The 18,015-nt window shown below is 72.2% G+C and carries 17 protein-coding genes and 1 pseudogene; 11 read left to right on the plus strand and 7 right to left on the minus strand.

Features of this window, described 5'->3' with window-relative positions:
* Positions 1 to 54: 54 nt before the first annotated feature.
* The 3 genes and pseudogenes from lipB to ACZLKG_RS10855 all read left to right on the plus strand — a co-directional run.
* A pseudogene (gene lipB, locus ACZLKG_RS10845) lies at positions 55 to 675 on the plus strand (lipoyl(octanoyl) transferase LipB); the annotation flags it as partial.
* Between the two features lie 309 nt (positions 676 to 984).
* On the plus strand, positions 985 to 1,965 hold the full coding sequence (locus ACZLKG_RS10850; protein WP_425708971.1) for a lipoyl synthase: 981 nt from the start codon (positions 985 to 987) through the stop codon (positions 1,963 to 1,965).
* Position 1,966: 1 nt separating this feature from the next.
* Positions 1,967 to 2,926, plus strand: coding sequence for a TIGR01777 family oxidoreductase (locus ACZLKG_RS10855; protein ID WP_425708905.1), 960 nt, complete (start codon positions 1,967 to 1,969; stop codon positions 2,924 to 2,926).
* Positions 2,927 to 2,936: 10 nt separating this feature from the next.
* On the opposite strand, the gene ACZLKG_RS10860 is transcribed toward ACZLKG_RS10855, so the two are convergent.
* The 3 genes from ACZLKG_RS10860 to ACZLKG_RS10870 are packed head-to-tail and all read right to left on the minus strand — an operon-like array spanning position 2,937 to position 8,328.
* On the minus strand, positions 2,937 to 4,364 hold the full coding sequence (locus ACZLKG_RS10860) for an MFS transporter (protein WP_425708906.1): 1,428 nt from the start codon (positions 4,362 to 4,364) through the stop codon (positions 2,937 to 2,939).
* 9 nt (positions 4,365 to 4,373) lie between these two features.
* The gene (locus ACZLKG_RS10865; protein ID WP_425708907.1) at positions 4,374 to 5,924 is read right to left on the minus strand and encodes a protein kinase domain-containing protein; all 1,551 of its coding nucleotides are present in this window, start codon (positions 5,922 to 5,924) and stop codon (positions 4,374 to 4,376) included.
* Between the two features lie 22 nt (positions 5,925 to 5,946).
* Complete coding sequence (locus ACZLKG_RS10870) at positions 5,947 to 8,328, minus strand: MMPL family transporter (RefSeq protein ID WP_463648728.1); 2,382 nt, start codon at positions 8,326 to 8,328, stop codon at positions 5,947 to 5,949.
* 110 nt (positions 8,329 to 8,438) lie between these two features.
* Between ACZLKG_RS10870 and ACZLKG_RS10875 the strand changes: the two genes are divergently transcribed.
* The 4 genes from ACZLKG_RS10875 to ACZLKG_RS10890 all read left to right on the plus strand — a co-directional run bounded on the left by ACZLKG_RS10875 (position 8,439) and on the right by ACZLKG_RS10890 (position 11,264).
* On the plus strand, positions 8,439 to 8,930 hold the full coding sequence (locus tag ACZLKG_RS10875; RefSeq protein WP_425708909.1) for a MarR family winged helix-turn-helix transcriptional regulator: 492 nt from the start codon (positions 8,439 to 8,441) through the stop codon (positions 8,928 to 8,930).
* Positions 8,931 to 8,963: 33 nt separating this feature from the next.
* Positions 8,964 to 9,692 carry a DUF4191 domain-containing protein gene (locus tag ACZLKG_RS10880; RefSeq protein ID WP_425708910.1) on the plus strand — a complete coding sequence of 243 codons (729 nt, stop codon included), beginning with the start codon at positions 8,964 to 8,966 and terminating at the stop codon, positions 9,690 to 9,692.
* 151 nt (positions 9,693 to 9,843) lie between these two features.
* The gene (locus ACZLKG_RS10885) at positions 9,844 to 10,398 is read left to right on the plus strand and encodes an ArsR/SmtB family transcription factor (RefSeq protein ID WP_425708911.1); all 555 of its coding nucleotides are present in this window, start codon (positions 9,844 to 9,846) and stop codon (positions 10,396 to 10,398) included.
* Positions 10,395 to 11,264 (plus strand): M23 family metallopeptidase, encoded by an 870-nt coding sequence (locus ACZLKG_RS10890; protein ID WP_425708912.1) that lies wholly within the window; start codon positions 10,395 to 10,397, stop codon positions 11,262 to 11,264. Before ACZLKG_RS10885 ends, ACZLKG_RS10890 begins: the two co-directional genes overlap by 4 nt.
* Positions 11,265 to 11,283: 19 nt before the next feature.
* Here the strand turns inward: ACZLKG_RS10890 and ACZLKG_RS10895 are convergent, their stop codons facing one another.
* Complete coding sequence (locus tag ACZLKG_RS10895) at positions 11,284 to 11,751, minus strand: RDD family protein (RefSeq protein ID WP_425708913.1); 468 nt, start codon at positions 11,749 to 11,751, stop codon at positions 11,284 to 11,286.
* A 147-nt stretch (positions 11,752 to 11,898) separates the two neighbouring features.
* On the opposite strand from ACZLKG_RS10895, the gene glnA reads away from it, so the two are divergent.
* The 3 genes from glnA (at position 11,899) to ACZLKG_RS10910 (ending at position 15,780) form a co-directional block, all read left to right on the plus strand.
* The gene (glnA, locus tag ACZLKG_RS10900) at positions 11,899 to 13,323 is read left to right on the plus strand and encodes a type I glutamate--ammonia ligase (RefSeq protein ID WP_425708914.1); all 1,425 of its coding nucleotides are present in this window, start codon (positions 11,899 to 11,901) and stop codon (positions 13,321 to 13,323) included.
* 280 nt (positions 13,324 to 13,603) lie between these two features.
* On the plus strand, positions 13,604 to 14,437 hold the full coding sequence (locus tag ACZLKG_RS10905) for a restriction endonuclease (protein ID WP_463648732.1): 834 nt from the start codon (positions 13,604 to 13,606) through the stop codon (positions 14,435 to 14,437).
* A gap of 311 nt (positions 14,438 to 14,748) precedes the next feature.
* Positions 14,749 to 15,780 carry an NAD(P)-dependent alcohol dehydrogenase gene (locus tag ACZLKG_RS10910; protein ID WP_425708916.1) on the plus strand — a complete coding sequence of 344 codons (1,032 nt, stop codon included), beginning with the start codon at positions 14,749 to 14,751 and terminating at the stop codon, positions 15,778 to 15,780.
* Positions 15,781 to 15,853: 73 nt separating this feature from the next.
* Here the strand turns inward: ACZLKG_RS10910 and ACZLKG_RS10915 are convergent, their stop codons facing one another.
* The 3 genes from ACZLKG_RS10915 to ACZLKG_RS10925 form a co-directional block, all read right to left on the minus strand.
* Positions 15,854 to 16,543 carry a DUF981 family protein gene (locus ACZLKG_RS10915; protein WP_425708917.1) on the minus strand — a complete coding sequence of 230 codons (690 nt, stop codon included), beginning with the start codon at positions 16,541 to 16,543 and terminating at the stop codon, positions 15,854 to 15,856.
* A gap of 148 nt (positions 16,544 to 16,691) precedes the next feature.
* Positions 16,692 to 17,027 (minus strand): hypothetical protein, encoded by a 336-nt coding sequence (locus ACZLKG_RS10920; protein WP_425708918.1) that lies wholly within the window; start codon positions 17,025 to 17,027, stop codon positions 16,692 to 16,694.
* Between the two features lie 53 nt (positions 17,028 to 17,080).
* Positions 17,081 to 17,776 carry a histidine phosphatase family protein gene (locus ACZLKG_RS10925; RefSeq protein ID WP_425708919.1) on the minus strand — a complete coding sequence of 232 codons (696 nt, stop codon included), beginning with the start codon at positions 17,774 to 17,776 and terminating at the stop codon, positions 17,081 to 17,083.
* Between the two features lie 60 nt (positions 17,777 to 17,836).
* Between ACZLKG_RS10925 and ACZLKG_RS10930 the strand changes: the two genes are divergently transcribed.
* Positions 17,837 to 17,989, plus strand: coding sequence for a hypothetical protein (locus ACZLKG_RS10930; RefSeq protein WP_425708920.1), 153 nt, complete (start codon positions 17,837 to 17,839; stop codon positions 17,987 to 17,989).
* Positions 17,990 to 18,015: the final 26 nt, after the last annotated feature.

The raw sequence follows: 18,015 nt of genomic DNA on the forward strand, positions 1-18,015 counted from the left end.
CCACGGTCTGTCCAGGTGGACGCGGAGCTTCGCCGCACGGTTAGCATCGAGGGTATGGATCTGCGCAGGCTCGATCTCGGCACCACCCTGACCGACTACGGCACGGCGTGGGACCTGCAGCGCGAGGTGCACGCCCGGGTCGCAGCGGGCGAGTCCCGCGACACGCTGCTCCTGCTCGAGCACGCCCCCGTCTACACCGCCGGCCGGCGCACGGCTCGGTCGGACCGGCCCACCGACGGCACCCCGGTCGTCGACGTCGACCGCGGGGGCCGCATCACCTGGCACGGGCCCGGCCAGCTCGTCGTCTACCCGATCGTCCGCCTCGCCGAGCCCGTCGACGTCGTGGCCTACGTGCGGGCCCTCGAGGACGCCGTCGTCGAGGCGTGCGCCGAGCTCGGGCTGAGCACCACGCGCGTGCCGGGCCGCACCGGCGTGTGGGTGCCGGGCACGGACGGTGGCGTCGACGCGAAGATCTGTGCGATCGGCGTGCGCGTGGCCCGGGCCACGACGATGCACGGCATCGCCCTCAACGTCGCCCCCGATCTCACCTCCTACGACCGGATCGTCCCCTGCGGCATCCCGGACGCCGGCGTCACCTCGCTGAGCGAGGCCCTCGGCCGGTCGTTGACCCTCGCCGAGGTCGCCGACGTCGTGGAACGTGCGCTCGTCCGGCACCTGCTGCCGATGACGGCCGCCCACACCCTGCCCGACGTCGCGGCCGACGCCGTCACCGCCCCGCCCGCACCGGCCCCGGCCGCGTCCCGGTCCGGCGGGAACGGGGAGTACGTCAAGGTCGACCTCGGCCTGCAGGCCGTCGGCGCCACCGGGGGCCCGTGCGGCTCGGGTGGCGGCTCGTGCGGCTGCGGGGGCGGCGGGTCGTGCGGCTGCGGCGGGCACGGCGACGCGAAGGTCGACGCCCAGCCGGCCCCGGCCGCCTCGGCCCCGCCGGTGCGCCCGCGAAGGACCGCGCCGGGCGAGCGCAAGATGCTGCGCGTCGAGAAGCGCAACGCCGAGACGCCCATCGGTGCGAAGCCGGCGTGGATCAAGACGCGCGCGACGATGGGACCGGAGTACAACGAGCTCAAGGACCTCGTGCACGGCCAAGGACTCAACACGGTCTGCGAGGAGGCGGGCTGCCCCAACATCTACGAGTGCTGGGAGGACCGCGAGGCGACGTTCCTCATCGGCGGGTCCCAGTGCACGCGCCGCTGCGACTTCTGCCAGATCGACACCGGCAAGCCGGCCCTGTTCGACCGCGCGGAGCCGCTCAAGGTGGCGAGCTCGGTGCGCCGGATGGGCCTGAGGTACTCGACTATCACCGGCGTGGCCCGCGACGACCTCGACGACGGCGGCGCCTGGCTCTACGCCGAGACCGTGCGGCAGATCCACCGTCTCAACCCGGGCACCGGCGTCGAGCTGCTCATCCCCGACTTCGACGCGGACCCCGACCAGCTCGCCGAGGTCTTCTCCTCGCGCCCGGAGGTGCTCGCGCACAACGTCGAGACCGTGCCGCGCATCTTCCGGCGCATCCGTCCCGGCTTCCGCTACGACCGCTCGCTCTCGGTCCTGCGCGCCGCACGCGACGACGGCTTCGTCACCAAGTCCAACATCATGCTCGGCATGGGTGAGACGTTCGACGAGGTCGTCGAGGCCCTGCGCCTCATCCGCGAGGCAGGCACCGACCTCATCACCATCAACCAGTACATGCGGCCCTCCCTGCGGCACCACCCGGTCGACCGCTGGGTCAAGCCGCAGGAGTTCGTCGAGCTGTCCGACATCGCCACCGAGCTGGGCTACCTCGGCGTCATGGCCGGACCGCTGGTCCGCTCGAGCTACCGGGCCGGGCGCCTGTGGGGCCAGGCGATGACGAGCCGCGGCGAGGAGGTCCCCGAGCAGCTCCGCCACCTCACCGAGGAGGGCAGCTCCCGCCAGGAGGCATCCTCCCTGCTCGCGCGGCTGGGCTGACGTGACCACCCGCCGGGAGGACCAGGACGGCCGGCTCGCCGTCGTCGCCGGTTCGTCCGGGCTCGTGGGGAGCGCCCTCGTCGATGCGCTGGACCGGCGCGGCTGGCGGGTACGTCGGCTGCTGCGGCCGTCGTCGGGACGCGCCGGACGGGACGACGCCACGTGGGACCCGGCGAACGCCCTCCTGGATGTGGCGGCGCTGGACGGCGCGGACCTCGTCGTCAATCTCGCGGGGGCGGGGCTCGGCGACAAACGGTGGACCGAGGCCTACAAGGGCACGGCCCTGCTGTCCCGCACGTCGAGCACCTCGCTGCTGGCGACGACGCTCGCCCGCGCCCTCGAGGCCGGTCGGACGGCCCCGGGGGTGCGCTACCTGCAGGGCAGCGCGGTCGGCTGGTACGGGGACCGCGGTGAGGAGGTCCTCACGGAGGACTCCCCCGCCGGACGCGGGTTCACGGCCGACCTGTCGGCCGCCTGGGAGGCCGCGGCGGCGCCCGCCGTCAAGGCCGGGGTGCCGACCGCGTTCCTGCGCACCGGGATCGTGCTGGCCCCCCGCGGCGGCGCGCTCGGCCGGATGCTGCCCCTGCTCAGGGCCGGCCTGGGCGGGCCGCTCGGCGGCGGGCAGCAGTGGTGGCCGTGGATCACGCTGGAGGACCACGTCCGGGCCCAGCTCCATCTCGCAGGCTCCGCGCGGGTCGGCCCGATCAACCTCGCGGCGCCCGGCGAGGCGCGCCAGCGCGAGGTGCTCGCTGCCCTCGCGCACGAGCTCCGCCGGCCGTTCGGGCTCCCGGTGCCGGGCCTCGCGCTGCGCGCCGTGCTCGGCGAGTTCGCTGCCGACGTCCTCGCCTCCCAGCGCATGCGCCCCGAGACGCTCGTCGCTGACGGCTTCGAGTTCGCGCACCCGGACGTGGCCTCCGCCGCGCGGTGGCTGGTCGGTCCGGGCGGCTCGCGAACGAGCTGACCCCGGCGACCTACCGGCCCTCCGGCATGGACGCGTGCTCGCCGGCGTGGCGGCGCGGGGGCGGGACGAGGCTCGCGAGAACGGCGGAGACCAGGGCGCTGACCAGCCCGAGCACCAGGGCCGCACGGAAGCCGTCGATGCCGGGCGCCTCCACGCCGTCCACGCTGGTCGTGGACCGGGCCAGGACCGCCGCCACGACGGTGGCGGCCGAGGTGGTGCCGAGGCTGCGCATGAACTGGTTGAGGCCGTTGGCCGCGCCGGTCTCCGTCGACGGCACCGCGCTCATGACGAGCGAGGGCATCGCCGCGAAACCGAGGCCGATCCCGACACCGGCGAGCAGATTGACGAGCAGCACGAGGCCGACGTCCAGGGGCGCCACGACGGAGAGGCCGTAGCCGAGCGCGATGACGAGGGCCCCGGAGACCAGCAGCGGCTTGGGGCCGAAGCGGCCCATGAGGCGTCCTGCGACGGGTGACATGACGAGCATGGCCAGACCCAGGGGCATGAGGACCAGCCCCGACTGGATCAACGACAGCCCGAGTCCGCCGCGCTCCCGGGGCAGCTCGAGCAGCTGGGGGAAGACGACGTTGGCGGTGAACAGGGCGAACCCCATCGCGACGGACGCCAGGTTGGTCACGAGCACGGTCCCGCGGGCCGACACCCGAAGGTCGACGAGCGGGTTGGGGACCCGTAGCTCGAACACGCCCCAGGCAAGCAGGACGGCGACGCCACCGAGCGTGAGCCAGATCGTGAGCGGGGACGTCCAGCCCCAGTCGTTCCCGCGTGAGACAGCGAGCAGTACACCGGTCAGCCCGGCGGTGAGCCCGACGATGCCCACGACGTCGAGCCGGCCGCCCGTGCGCAGCGTGCTCGGCGGAACGACCCACGCCACCAGTACGAGCAGGACGAGACCGAGTGCGGAGGCTCCCCAGAACAGCACGTGCCAGTCGGCGTACTGGGTGACGGCCGCGCTGATCGGCAGGCCGAGCGCGGCACCGACGCCGAGGGTGGCGCTGACGAGGGCGATGGCCGACGGCAGACGGTCGGGGTGCAGGACGTCGCGGAGGACGGAGATGCCGAGGGGAATGACGCCGAGACCCGCCCCCTGGAGCGCGCGACCGACGATGAGGGGGACGACCGAGTAGGCCAGCGCGGCGACGACCGAGCCCGCCACGAGCGCACCCACGAGGAGCAGGAGGACGCGCCGCTTGCCGTACATGTCGCCGAGCCGTCCCGAGATCGGCGTGCAGATCGCCCCGGCGAGGAGCGTGCTCGTGATGGCCCAGGCGGTGTCGTCGCGGGTGGCGCCGAGCAGCTCCGGCAGCTCCGACTGGATGGGGATGAGCAGCGTCTGCATGAACGAGGCCGTCATGCCCGCCAGGGCGAGGACCGCGACGACACCTCCGCCGCTCGGCGGCGCCAGTCGTCCTCTCGTCACCGTGGCAGGCTATCCGCCCTGGTCGGCGGGGCCGCACCTGTCCGCATCGGCCACCGCCCAGCGGTCGTCGACCCGCTCGAGCGTGAGGAGCCGGCACGTCTCGGCAGAGGGATAGACGCGTTCCCCCGTGGCGTCCGAGGCGCGCCACTCCTCCTGACGCAGCGAGACCTCCGCCACGAACCTGTCGTCCGTCGCCCCGCCCTCGGTGAGGACGACGGACGTCACGTCGGTCGACAGGTCGGCGATCGTCGTCGTTCCCAGGGCACGGGTCAGAGCGGCGTCGGCGGCCCGCGCGGGCGAGCCGTCGACGGTGGCGTCGGCGAGGGCGGCCGCGTCCCCGGCGAGCAGCGCCCGCTCCCGGGCGTCGACGACCTCGGAGACGACGTCGAACGCGTCCGCCGCGGTGCCGCGCGCGCTCTCGGTCGTGACCTCCGGCGATGTCCCCGTCGTCGACCCCGAGGGCGCCGGGGCCTGCGACTGACCCGCGGAGGGCTCCTGCGTCGCTGCGGGTGTCCCTGCGCCCGTCGCGTCGGGCGCCTCGGCCTGGGAGAGGATCGTCCGCGTCGTGACGAACCCGCCCAGTACGAGGACGACGGCCGCGACGCCGAGCACGGCGACCTTCCCCCCAGCCGTCAGCGCGGGGAGCCGGCCCGCACCGCGTGCCCGCTGCTCGGGCCGCACGGACCGAGCTCGACGCCCGCCCCGGGCACCAGGTCCGCCTCGCGCCCGCCGGCCGGCCCGGCCTCCCGAGCCCGGACGGACCCGGGACCTGCCCGCCGGCACGTGCGCCGTGGCCTCGCGCAGCGCACCCTCGCGAAGGAGGGCGCCCGCCATGTCCGCACCCGCGGGCAGCCGCACGCCCGAGCGCCCGCCCAGCTCGGCGGCACGCGCCGCGAGCGCGCGGGCGGTGGGCCGCACGGCCGGCTCGTCGCTGCACGCCTGGGTGGTCAGCTCCTCGACCTCGAGGTCGCCGGGGGCCAGGCCGCGCACGAGCATGCCGAGGGCGTAGACGTCGGACGCCGTCGACGCCGGACCCCCGGCGATGCGCTCGGGCGCCACGTGCCCCGGCGTCCCCTCCTCGTGCCGCACATCCCCGACGAGGTCGACGAGGACGACGGTCCCCGTGGTGTCCACCACGACGTTGGCCGGAGAGACGTCGCCGTGCACGATGCCGGCGGCCGCCAGGTGGGCCAGCGCGGAGCCGATGTCGGTGAGGACCCCCGCCACCTCCGGCACCGAGAGCGCGCCGCGGGCCACCCGCACGGCCGCGAGGGACGCCCCCGGCACGACCTCGGTGACGAGCGCCGCCCGCCCGTCGGTCAGGTCGACGACGTCGAGCACCCGCGGCAGGTGAGGGTGCGGGGACGTGCGCAGGCCCGCCAGGCGCCGGCGCATCGCGTCGCCGGAGCGCCCCTCGGGCAGGTCGACGACCGAGACGATGACCGGCGAGCCGCGCTCGTCGGACGTCGCGCTGTACACCCGTCCCGATCCGCCGCCCAGCGACCGAGAGATCCGGTAGCCCGGCACCCGCACGCGTCCGTCGTCGTCTGCCCGCCCCATGGACCGAGCGAACCAGGTCCCCTCAGCCCGTCGCGGAGTTCTCCACAGGTGCGGCCACGGCGGTGGTCGCGGGGTCGGGCGTGGCCTCACCGCGCTCCTCGTCGTCGTCGGGGAACCGTCCGTGGCGCGGCCACCAGACGGTCTTCCCGATGTCGTGGACGAGCGCCGGCACGAGGAGGGTGCGGACGACGAGGGTGTCGATGAGTACGCCGAGCGCCACGATGATCGCGAGCTGGAGGAGGAACAGCAGCGGGACCACGCCGAGCGCGGCGAACGTCGCGGCCAGCACCACGCCGGCCGACGTGATGACCCCGCCGGTGACGGACAGGGCCCGGCGCACACCCCTCCGGGTCCCGATGCGCAGCGACTCCTCACGGGCGCGGGTCATGAGGAAGATCGTGTAGTCGATCCCCAGCGCCACGAGGAAGACGAAGCCGAACAGCGGAACGGTCGGATCGGCCCCGGGCAGGTCGAGGACGTGGTTGAACACCACCGCCACGATCCCCATCGCGGTGGCGAAGCTGAGCACGTTCGCGGCGAGCAGCAGCAGCGGTGCGAGGACCGAGCGCAGCAGCACGACGAGCGTGAGCAGGATGACGAGCAGGACGGCGGGGATGATGACCCGCAGGTCGCGCTCGGCCGTGTCCCGGGTGTCGAGCGTCTCGGCCGCGGCGCCGCCGACGAGCGCGGCCGGGTCCACCTCGTGCACCGCTGTCCTCAGGTCGGCGGCCGCGCGGACGGCCTCCTCGGTGTCCGCCGACGCCTCGGTGGTCGCCTCGACGTGGACACGGCCGTCGACCACGAGCGGCGGTGCGTCCTCGGCGGGCGGTCCCCCCGCACCGTTTCCGTCCTCGCTCCGGCCGCCGTCGCCCGGCCCGCCCTGCTGCGACCCGTCCTCGGCAGGCGGGCCACCCGGCTCCTGGCCCCCCTGCGCAGCCTCCGTGACCACGGTGGCGGACGCGATGCCGTCGGTCGCCTCCGCGGCGGCCACGACGTCCTCGGCCAGGTCGGCATCGGCCACGACGTCCAGCGGCTGGACCGCGCCCGCGGGGAAGTGCTGCGTGAGCACCTCCTCGCCGTCCACGGCGTCGGACTGCGCGAGGAAGACCTCGGAGTCGGAGGTGCCATCGGCGTCGAGGGTGGTGACGAGCCCGGCCGCGGCGAGCAGGGCGACAGACGTGATCACCCAGGTGCGCCGGTCCCGCCGTCCCACGAGCCGCGCGATCCGGCCCCAGATCCCGGACGCGTCCTCGGGCGCCCGCCGCACGTCCTCGGCCCCGCCGGCCTCCACCTCCTCGTCGGGCACGCGGGGGATGCGCGGCCAGAACACCGCCCGGGAGCGGCGGCCGCCGAGGAGCAGGAGCGCGGGCAGCAGGGTGAGCGCGGCGACGAATGCGGCGGCGATCCCGACCGCGGCGACCGGTCCGAGCGCGGCGTTGGACCCCAGGTCCGAGAGCAGGAGGCACAGCAGGCCGAGGGCCACGGTTCCGGCGGAGGCCGAGATGGGCGCGAGCGAGGCCCGCCACGCGATCCGCATCGCGTCGAACGGGTCGCGGTGGCGGCCGAGCTCCTCACGGTGCCGGGCGACCAGCAGCAGGCAGTAGTCGGTCGCTGCACCGATGACGAGGATCGACATGATGCCCTGCGTCTGGCCGCTCAGCTGGACGACGCCGGCGTCCGCGAGGAGGTAGACGACCAGGCCCGCCAGCGCCAGCGCGAGCACGGCGGTGAGCAGGACGGTCAGCGGCAGCAGCGGCGAGCGGTAGACGAGCAGCAGGATGACGAGGACCACGACGAGCGCGGTCGCCAGGAGGACCAGGTCGACGGACCCGAACGCCGAGCTGAGGTCGGCCGCGAACCCGCCGGGACCGGTCACCCAGCCCTGCAGCCCGGCCGCCTGGAGCCCGTCGCCGACGGCGGCCCGTACCTCGGTGACCACGGATCCGACGAGGTTCTCGCCGTCGGGCAGCAGTTCGTCGGTGAGCGAGGTGTCGATCCCCAGCACCACCATGGCGGCCTCGCCGTCCTCCGAGGGCACGACGGCGGTCGGGGCCGTGAGCACCTCCTCGACCGCGCGGCCGTCGCTCAGTGTGGCGGAGCCCGCGGACCGGGCGAGCTCGTCGGCCGCCTCGAGGTCCTCGGGGCTCATCGGTCCGCCGTCGGCGGGTCGCAGCACGAGCAGCACGGGAAGGGTCGAGGTGTCGGTGAACCCGGCGACGGCGTCGGACGCCCGGACGGACTCGGCCGAGGTCGGCAGGAACATCGACGCGTCGTTCTCCTGGACCTCGGAGAGTCGACCCAGGAACGGTCCGCCGATCCCACCGATGGCCACCCAGAGGAGAACGACCACGGCGGTCACGAGGCCGCGTCCCCGGTACGCCGTGCGACTGCCGTGCCCTGCCATGCGATACCCCGTCCTCGAGAAAGTACTCAGCATGCTGAGTAACTCGGTCAGTATGGGGGCTCGTCCTGCGAGCCGCAAGAAGGATCGTGGTGCTCTGCCACCATGAGGGGGTGTCCGAGGCCGAGGAGAACCACAGGGCCCTGAGCGGCGCGTCCGGGCAGGGCCCCGGAGTCGCCGAGGATCCCTCCAGGTGGCCGACGGGTCGGCTCCTCTCCTCGGTCGCCCGCCAGGCGGAGCGCGAGCTCGACGAACGGCTCGCCGTGTTCGACCTCAGCCACGCGACGATGCCGGTTCTCGCCGTCCTCGCACCGGGTCCGCGCAGCCAGCGGCAGACGGCGCAGCTCGTCGGGGTCACCGAGCAGACGCTCGCCCGGCACCTCGTCACGCTCGAGCGTCAGGGCCTGCTCGTCCGACGCGCGGACCCGCACGACGGCCGGCGCCGCGTCGTCGCGCTGACGCCGGAGGGCCTGGGCGCCATCGCGTCCGTCGTCGAGTCCCTGAGCGAGCCGACGCCGATCGAGGCCACTCTCGACGCCGAGGAGGAGGCCGCGCTGCGTCGACTGCTGCTGACGATGATCCGTCGCACGCGCGGCGGGACCTAGGCGGGCCACACCGGCCGGTACCCTGACCCCATCATGGCCCGCACCAAGAAGACCGCCGACGACGGCGCACCCACGACCCCGAAGCCCAAGAAGAAGCGCTGGTACCACAGCTTCGCCGAGGCGTACCGGATCACCGCCGAGCACCGTCCGGCGACGCCGGTCATCCTCCTCGGTGTGTTCGTCGCCGTGCTCGGCGTCATGGTCGGCATCGGCTTCGTCATCGGCCACCCGATCTACCTCGGGATCCTCGGGGTGCTCATCGGCATCATCGCCGTGCTCATCGTGCTCGGCAGGCTCACCCGAGTCGCCGCCTACGCGCGGGTCGAGGGCCAGCTGGGGGCCGCGTCCGCCGCACTCGGCCAGCTGGGACGCGGCTGGTACGTCGAGGAGGAGCCCGTCGCCTTCACGCCGAAGCACCAGGACCTCGTGTTCCGGTCGATCGGCAAGCCGGGCATCGTGCTCGTCTCCGAGGGACCACCGCACCGCGTGACGCGCCTGCTGGAGGAGGAGCGCAAGAAGGTCACCCGCGTGGCTCCCGGCGTCCAGGTCCACCTCGTCCAGGCCGGCCGTGCCGAGGGGCAGGTGCCCCTGCCCGACCTCGTCCCCACGATCAAGAAGCTGGGTGGCGCCAAGCTCACGTCGGCCGAGATCGCCGCCGTCACCAAGCGCCTCAACGCCCTGGGCGGCATCCGGCAGTCCGTACCGAAGGGCATCGACCCCAACAAGGCGCGCCCCGACCGCAAGGGCATGCGCGGCCGCTGACCACGCCACCGCCAGCCACCGCGCTCCGCACCTCGCTCCGAGGGCCCCGTCGTCGACGGGGCCCTCGTGCATGACGCCAGGGCCACGGCCCCGCCCACGGAACGACGACTATTCTGTTGGACGCATTTACGTTCTTCCGTATGATCGACGTATGAACGTCATCGACGAGCTCCGCGCCACGGTGGAGGCGCTCGAGGCCCGGGTGGTCGCCCTCGAGGCATCCGCTTCGACCGAGCCACCTGCCACCCCTGACGCCTCCGCCTCCACGAACCCCCAGGGACCGGACCCCGAGACCTTCTGGGCCCTCACCGGCCTGCGCGAGCGGCGCGCCGCGCATCCCGTGACCGAGTCCGGCGCCGTCATGCTCGTCGGGTCGCTCACGCTGCCGGACGGAGCCCCTGTCGAGTGGCAGCAGGCCGGGGCCACCGACGCCCTGCTGGAGTCGGACTGGTCCGAGGTTGCCGAGACGCTCGGTGCGCTCGGCCACCCGGTCCGCCTCGAGCTGCTCCGACTCATCCTCGGCGGCACCGCCACCACGGCCGAGCTCGCCGAGGCCGACGGGCTCGGCACCACCGGACAGCTCCACCACCACCTGCGCCAGCTCGTCTCGGCCGGGTGGGTGCGTCAGGCGGGCCGGGGCCGCTACACGGTCCCGGCCGCACGCGTGGTGCCGCTGCTCGCCACCGTGGTGGGGGCCGAGCGATGACCGCACTCCTGCGCGCCCTGTACCGCGTGCGCGTCCCGTTGTTCTACGCCGCCGTCCTCACGACCACCGGCACCGTCCTGCTGCGACGCCTGCTCCCCGAGGGGCCGGCCGATCCCGCGCTCGCCTGGATCATCCGTGCCGGCCTGGCGGTGATGGCGGTCTGGCTCCTCGTCGTCGTGCTCGGCGGACGCGTCCGCACCGAGCGCGGCCTGCGCGTCGTGCACTCCCCCGTGACCGGGCGCTGGCTGGCGATCAACAGCCCGGCGTCGAAGGTGCCGAGCCACGGGGTGCGCGGCTACGGGCAGGCGTACGCGATCGATCTCGTGGCCGAGCCGGAGGGGGCGCTCCGCCCGCAGTTCGGCGACGGACCCGGGATGCGCCCCAACGCCGACTACCCCGCCTTCGACGAGCCGGTCCGGGCGATGGTCGACGGCGTCGTCGTGGCCGCCACGGACCGGCGCCGAGACCACCTCTCGCGCTCGAGGGCGTGGGCGCTGTACTACATGCTGCTCGAGGGGATGGTCCGCGAGCTCGGCGGGCCGGGCAACGTCGTCGGCAACCACGTGACGATCAGGGCCGACGACGGGACGTATGCCCTCGTCGCCCACCTGAGGCAAGGCTCGGCCACCGTGCGGCGGGGCGACACCGTCCGCGCGGGCGACGTCGTCGGCCGGTGCGGGAACTCCGGCAACAGCTCCGAGCCGCACGTCCACGCCCAGCTCATGGACCGCCGCTCGCTGTGGACCGCCGCCGGAGTGCCCATGGCCTTCGCGCGCATCTCGATCGGCGACGCCGACTCCCCCGTCGACGCACTGCCGGGCAACGAGGAGCACATGACGGCGACCGAGCCGGTGACCTCCGCCTAGCAGCGGCAGGACGCGCGTCCTAGGCACGCACGAGCCTCGTGCGCGCCAGGTCGTCGTGCAGCGGCACGCCCTCGACCGTGCGCCAGAGCGCCGGCAGGACCAGGCACAGCAGGATCGTGCGCACGACGACTGCCACGAACGGGGCGCGGCCGCGGCTCACGTGGACGAGGCGCAGGCCGGTCAGGCGGTGGCCGATCGACGCGCCGGCCAGGCCTCCCACCAGGGCGCGCTCCGCGGCGAAGATCCCGAGGATCGCCATCGCGTCCCCGCCGGCGAACCCGTAGGCGATGGCCATCGCGATCGCCCAGTCGATGAGGAGCGCGCCGAGGCGCCGCCCGAACGGGGCGAGCTCCGAGGCCCGGACGGGACCGCCCGCCGAGCCCGGTCGCGCGGCACCAGGTCGCGTGGCACCGGGCCGTCCCCCCGATCGGGGTCCGCCCGCCCGCGCGGCCGCGGAGCTCGCGGGGGCGGGATCGACGTCGGGCACCGGTCCAGTCTAGGTGGCGTCGCATCCGGCGTAGCACTCGCCCCGTAACATGACCGACACGCCCGGGAGACGGCAGGGAAACTCCGCGGGTCTAGCGTCACACCCGTCCAGCCGGCACCGCCGGTGCACGCGAACGAGGAGCCACGGATGTTCTCAACCCCCGAAGAGGCGATCGCCTACACCCGCAACGAGGACGTCAAGTTCGTCGACGTCAGGTTCTGCGACCTGCCAGGGGTGATGCAGCACTTCAACATCCCGGTCGAGACGTTCGACGAGGACGCCTTCACCGACGGCCTCATGTTCGACGGCTCCTCTATCCGCGGGTTCACCGCCATCCACGAGTCCGACATGAAGCTCGTGCCGGACATCGGGTCGGCCTTCATCGACCCGTTCCGCGCGCAGAAGACGCTCGTGCTCAACTTCGCGATCGTCGACCCCTTCACCTCACAGGCCTACGACCGCGACCCGCGCACCGTCGCCTCGAAGGCCGAGGCCTATCTCCGCTCGACCGGCATCGCCGACACCGCCTTCTTCGGCGCCGAGGCGGAGTTCTACCTCTTCGACGACGTGCGGTTCCAGACCTCGGCCCAGTCGAGCTTCTACCACATCGACTCCGAGGAGGCCGCGTGGAACACCGGCCGCCGGGAGGAGGGCGGCAACCTGGGGTACAAGACCCGGTTCAAGGGCGGCTACTTCCCCGTCCCGCCGAACGACCACTTCGCCGACCTGCGCGACGAGATGGTGCGGGTGATGACCGACGTCGGCCTCAAGGTCGAGCGCGCCCACCACGAGGTCGGCACCGCCGGCCAGCAGGAGATCAACTACCGCTTCGACTCCCTGCGCGCCGCCGCCGACGACGTCATGAAGTTCAAGTACATCGTCAAGAACGTCGCGTGGGAGCACGGCCGGTCGGCGACCTTCATGCCCAAGCCGCTGTTCGGCGACAATGGCTCGGGCATGCACTGCCACCAGTCCCTGTGGAAGGACGGCGAGCCGCTGTTCTACGACGAGCAGGGCTACGGCGGGCTCTCGGACATCGCCCGGTGGTACATCGGTGGTCTCCTCCACCATGCGCCCTCGCTGCTGGCCTTCACCAACCCCTCGCTCAACTCGTACCACCGCCTCGTGCCCGGCTACGAGGCGCCGGTCAACCTCGTCTACTCGGCGCGCAACCGCTCGGCCTGCATCCGCATCCCCGTCACGGGATCCTCGCCGAAGGCCAAGCGCGTGGAGTTCCGCGTGCCGGACCCGAGCTCGAACCCCTACCTCGCCTTCTCGGCGATGCTCATGGCCGGCATCGACGGCGTGAAGAACCGCATCGAGCCGCCGGAGCCCATCGACAAGGACCTCTACGAGCTCCCGCCCGAGGAGCACGCGCAGATCGCCCAGGTCCCCGAGTCGCTCGGTGCGGCGCTGCGCGCGCTCGAGGAGGACAACGACTACCTCACCGAGGGCGACGTCTTCTCCCCCGAGCTCATCGAGACGTGGGTCGACTACAAGCGCACGCACGAGATCGACCCGATCCGCCTGCGCCCGCACCCGCACGAGTTCGAGCTGTACTACGACATCTGAGCCGATTCGCTCTCAAACGAAAGGCCCCTGACCTGCATGTCTGCAGGATCAGGGGCCTTTCGGCTGCCCGCGTCCCCCGCGAGAAGACACTGTTGGGAGGTCAGCTTCCTAGGGAGGCTCTTTTGGTCGTGGCAGGACGACCCACACATCAGTCCGTTCGAATGACGACCTCCCGGTTGGCGCCCACCCACTGATTCCCCACCTAACCTGGAGAGCGACGATCGGCTCGCGAACGATGGCGATCCTCTCGTGGCACTCGCTGGCTACCCCGTGGAGGCGGATGATGACCGTCCCGACGTGGGACCAGTACATGGCACCGTCCCTCCGTGTTCTCCTCGACGGCGGGACCCACCGGTCTCGGAACATCATCGCGGCCGCTGCTGACCTGCTAGGTCTCACCCAGGAGCAGCGCCAGGTCCTCATCCCTTCCGGTCAGGAGCAGTTCCGCAACCGTGGTGCCTGGGCGCTGTCCTACCTGGCGCGAGTAGGCGCGGTCGAACGCCCGAGCCGCGGCAACTATCGGATCACCGAAGTCGGACGCCGACTCCTGTCCGATCACCCGGAAGGTGTGACGGAGAGGCATCTCCGCGCTCTCTCGGGCAATCCTGACGCACCGCACACCTGGAAGGCGTTCCCGACACCCTCGTCACGAACAGCAACTGCCATCGAAGAGGTGTCAGCACTGGATCCCGAGGAGCAGATCGCAGCAGGCGTCGCGAGAATCAACGAGGATGTCGCCGACCAGCTCCTGACGTTAATTCTTGCCCGCGAACCGGTGTTCTTCGAACAAGCGGTGCTCGACCTGCTCATGGCGATGGGATATGGGGGTGCCGAAGGAAACGCGACTCGCACGCAGCTCTCCAGCGACGGAGGGATCGACGGCATCATCGACCAGGACGCCCTCGGCCTCTCCCGCATCTACGTGCAAGCCAAACGCTACGCGCGCGAGAATACTGTCGGCAGAGAGGCGATCCAAGCATTCGTCGGCGCGCTGGCAGGTAATCAGGCGAACCAGGGTGTCTTCATCACCACTAGCCAGTTTGCGCGTACAGCGACCGCGTACGCCGAGTCCGCGTCGCTACCCGCGTCATCCTCGTCGACGGTGAACGTCTGACCCGGCTGATGATCCAGTACGGAGTCGGTGTGCAGGTGAAAACGCGCGTCGAGGTAGTCGAGATCGACGAAGACTTCTTCGAGTAACTATCGGGCCAGCGACTGACTGACAGGGCACTGAGCCTTCCAAACGCGAAAGAGCACCTCGACGAGGACGATTCCGGCCACCGTGCGCTACCACGACCCCGGACTCGACTATCGGCCGTAGGCTTCACCTGCGCAGGCGCCACGCTCGGGCCCCTTGTGCCCCGCATCACCCGGTCATACGGTTAGCGCACGCTGTCCCGTCAACGTCGACGAAGGGTGATCGCCATGAAGGCAGTGCGCGTGCACGCGTACGAGGAGATGCCGAAGCTCGATGACGTCCCGGAACCCGAGATCACGGGCCCGTGGGACGTCATCGTCAAGATCGGGGCGGCCGGCCTGTGCCGCACCGACCTGCACATCATCGAGGGTCAGTGGGACCCGATCCAGAACCCCACGCTGCCGTACACGATCGGGCACGAGAACTCGGGCTGGGTGCACGCCGTCGGCTCGGCCGTGTCGAACGTGGCGGTGGGCGACACGGTGATCATGCACCCGCTCGTCACCTGCGGGCTGTGTACCGAGTGCCGGCGAGGCAACGACTCGCACTGCTCGAACGCCTCCTTCCCGGGCCTCAACGCCGAGGGCGGGATGGCCGAGTACATGAAGACGAACGCGCGGGCCGTCGTCAAGCTCGACCCCTCTCTCCAGCCCAGGGACATCGCCGCCCTCGCTGACGCGGGCCTCACCGCCTACCACGCGGTCCGCAAGGCGGCCCCGCGGCTGCACCCGGGCACGCACGTCGTCGTCATCGGCTCCGGCGGGCTGGGGCACATTGGCATCCAGTCCCTCGTGGCTCTCACCCCTGCGGAGATCACGGTCCTCGACCGCTCCGAGCAGGCCCTCGAGCTCGCGACGTCGATCGGCGCCCACCACACGGCCCTCGCCACCGACGACACCGACGCCGTCACCAAGCAGATCCACGACATCACCGGCGGAGGCGCGCACGTCGTGCTCGACTTCGTCGGCGAGCAGGGCATGGAGCTCCTCGGGCCCAACCTCATCCGCAACCAGGGCGACTACTACGTCATCGGCTACGGCGGCATGGTCCAGCTCGAGACCATCGGGATCATCTCCCGCGAGATCAACGTCATCGGCAACCTCGTGGGCACCTACGAGGACCTCGACCAGCTGATGATCCTCACCGCCCAGGGCAAGATCTCGCTGCACACGTCGGTCTACGACCTCGCCGACTACGCCACCGCGATCGACGACCTCGACAACGGCCGGCTGGTCGGTCGCGGGATCCTCGTCCCGTAGCGACCTCGCGCAGCGACGCACCACCGACGGCGGCGGGCACCCGGTCCGGGTGCCCGCCGTCGTCAGGTCTGGATCACCAGCGGTAGTTCGTGTCGTACGCGAAGTTCGTGTACATCCCGATGTGGGTGTAGAAGTTGATCGCACCGAACAGCAGGAGCGCCACGCCACCGAGCAGGAACGCCCAGGCCGACCACCTCAGCAGGCCGGGCCGGCCTGCCAGGTAGGAGATCGCGAAGAGCAGCGCGCCGAGGGCGATGACGCCCCAGAGCCCGCCGAGGAACAGTGCTTCGATCCAGGGAAGGTGGCCGAACCGACCGGTGATCGGCTCCTCCGGCGGGGCCGCACCGAGCTGGAAGCGGACGAACGTGATCGCCAGCACGCCCATCGCGAGGCCGACCGCACCGACGAAGATGCTCACCGGGCGGAAGGCGCGCAGCGCGGTCTCGCGGGCGATCTCCTGATCGCCGGCGAACAGGCTGCGGCTGCGCCACAGGTAGACGGCGGCGACCAGGAGCAGCGCGCCGAAGGCGGCGGCCGGCTGGCCGAACGCGATGTTGTAGTACTCGAACCCGGGCTCCTGGTAGGGCCAGGTCACGGTGAGGTGCAGGCCGAGCGCGAGCAGCAGGAGCCCGGTGACGCCGAAGAACGCGGCCCACCCCTCGCTGTCGACCGCCTTGCGGCGGAGGAGGACACCCAGGAACTGGGCAAACCCGATGAGACCGGCCCCCGCCGTGATGGCGATGAGCTCGTTGTAGACGACCATGCCGCCCACCCTTCTTCGTCAGCTGGTCCGGGCGCGGGCGGATACGGCGCGCGCACGCGGAGGGAGTGGCACGCGCTCCCTGCGTCACCAACGTCCTGGGCAGTGAGGTATTCCCGACGATGAACGAACGCAATCCGCCGCGGGTGGCTCATCGCACGCGGCGGAACTCCTCGGCGCTCGGGCTCAGCCCCGGGGCCCATCCCGTGGCCGCGATCCGGTCGAGAGCACTCATCTCGAACTCGTACGCCCCGGGCGTGAAACCGTCCGCCACCCGCGCTGCGGTGTCGGCCGTGACGCCGCCGGTGTAGACGACGGTGCGGCAGTCCTCGGTCTCGACGAGCACGCGCCATCCCGCGCTGTGCACCCGCTCTCCCTGCGCAGCGGACGCGCCGACCACCTCGCACCGCACACCGTGCACCCCCACGCGTCCGAGAACGGGCATCGACAGCAGCACGAGGACCACCACCGAGGTGGCGATGATCACGACGCGCCATGCCCGCGTGGACGTGGTCTCTCCCACTCCAGGGCGGCGCGTCCTCACTCCTGGGCGGCGCGTCCCGCCACGCCGAGCGCCTCCGGGTGGTTCGCGTCCGGGTACCCCGTCGGCCCGTCGTGCTCGACGTCGGACACCGACGGTCCGCCCAGCGCGTGGGACTCCCAGCGCACGAGCTGCCAGCCGTCGTCCGGGTTCCCCTCGATGATGACGACCCCGGTGTTCGAGATCGAGCGGCCGAGGAACTCGCGCGGCACCTCGACGGTCGTGGCGGCCCACGAGACGATGACGGCCCCGTGCGAGACGATGACCGCCGTCTCGTGGCCCGTCGCGGCGATCTCGGCCACGACCGCGTCGTAGCGGTCCTTGACCTCGCGGCCCGTCTCGCCTCCGGGGATGCGCGAGTCCGGGTCCGCTACCCAGCCCATGATGCCCGCGAGGTACGTGCGCACGGCCGCCTCGCTGGTGGCCATCTCGAGGTCGCCGGCGCGGATCTCGCGCAGCCCCTCGCGCTCGATCGGGGTGAGCCCCGTGGCCTGGGCGAGCGGCTCCGCGGTCTGGTGCGTGCGCACGAGGTTGGACACCCAGATGGACTCCACGTCCTCGTACGCGAGCTCGGGCACGAGGGCCTCCGCCTGCCGGCGGCCGAGCTCGGTGAGATCGGCGCCGGGCGCCTCGGTGTCGATCGCGTGGATGACGTTGGAGTCGGTCTGACCGTGCCGGACGAGAATGAGCCGCATATCGTCCAGTGTCCCAGGTGTGCCGTGCGGGCGCTGTGACGCGTCACGTACATTGCACGGATGCCGCCCGACGAGGACGTCCCGACGACGACCGACGAGCAGGACCCCAGCCCCAGGCCGCCGAGCCGCTGGCGGTTCGTCGTCACCCTCCTGGTCGCGGCGGTCGTCTTCGCCGTGGTCGTCTGGCTGGTCGACCTCGCCTTCGACTCCTGAGCATCTGCTCCCTGCGCCCGTGAGGG

This window comes from Georgenia sp. Z2081 (assembly GCF_055326445.1).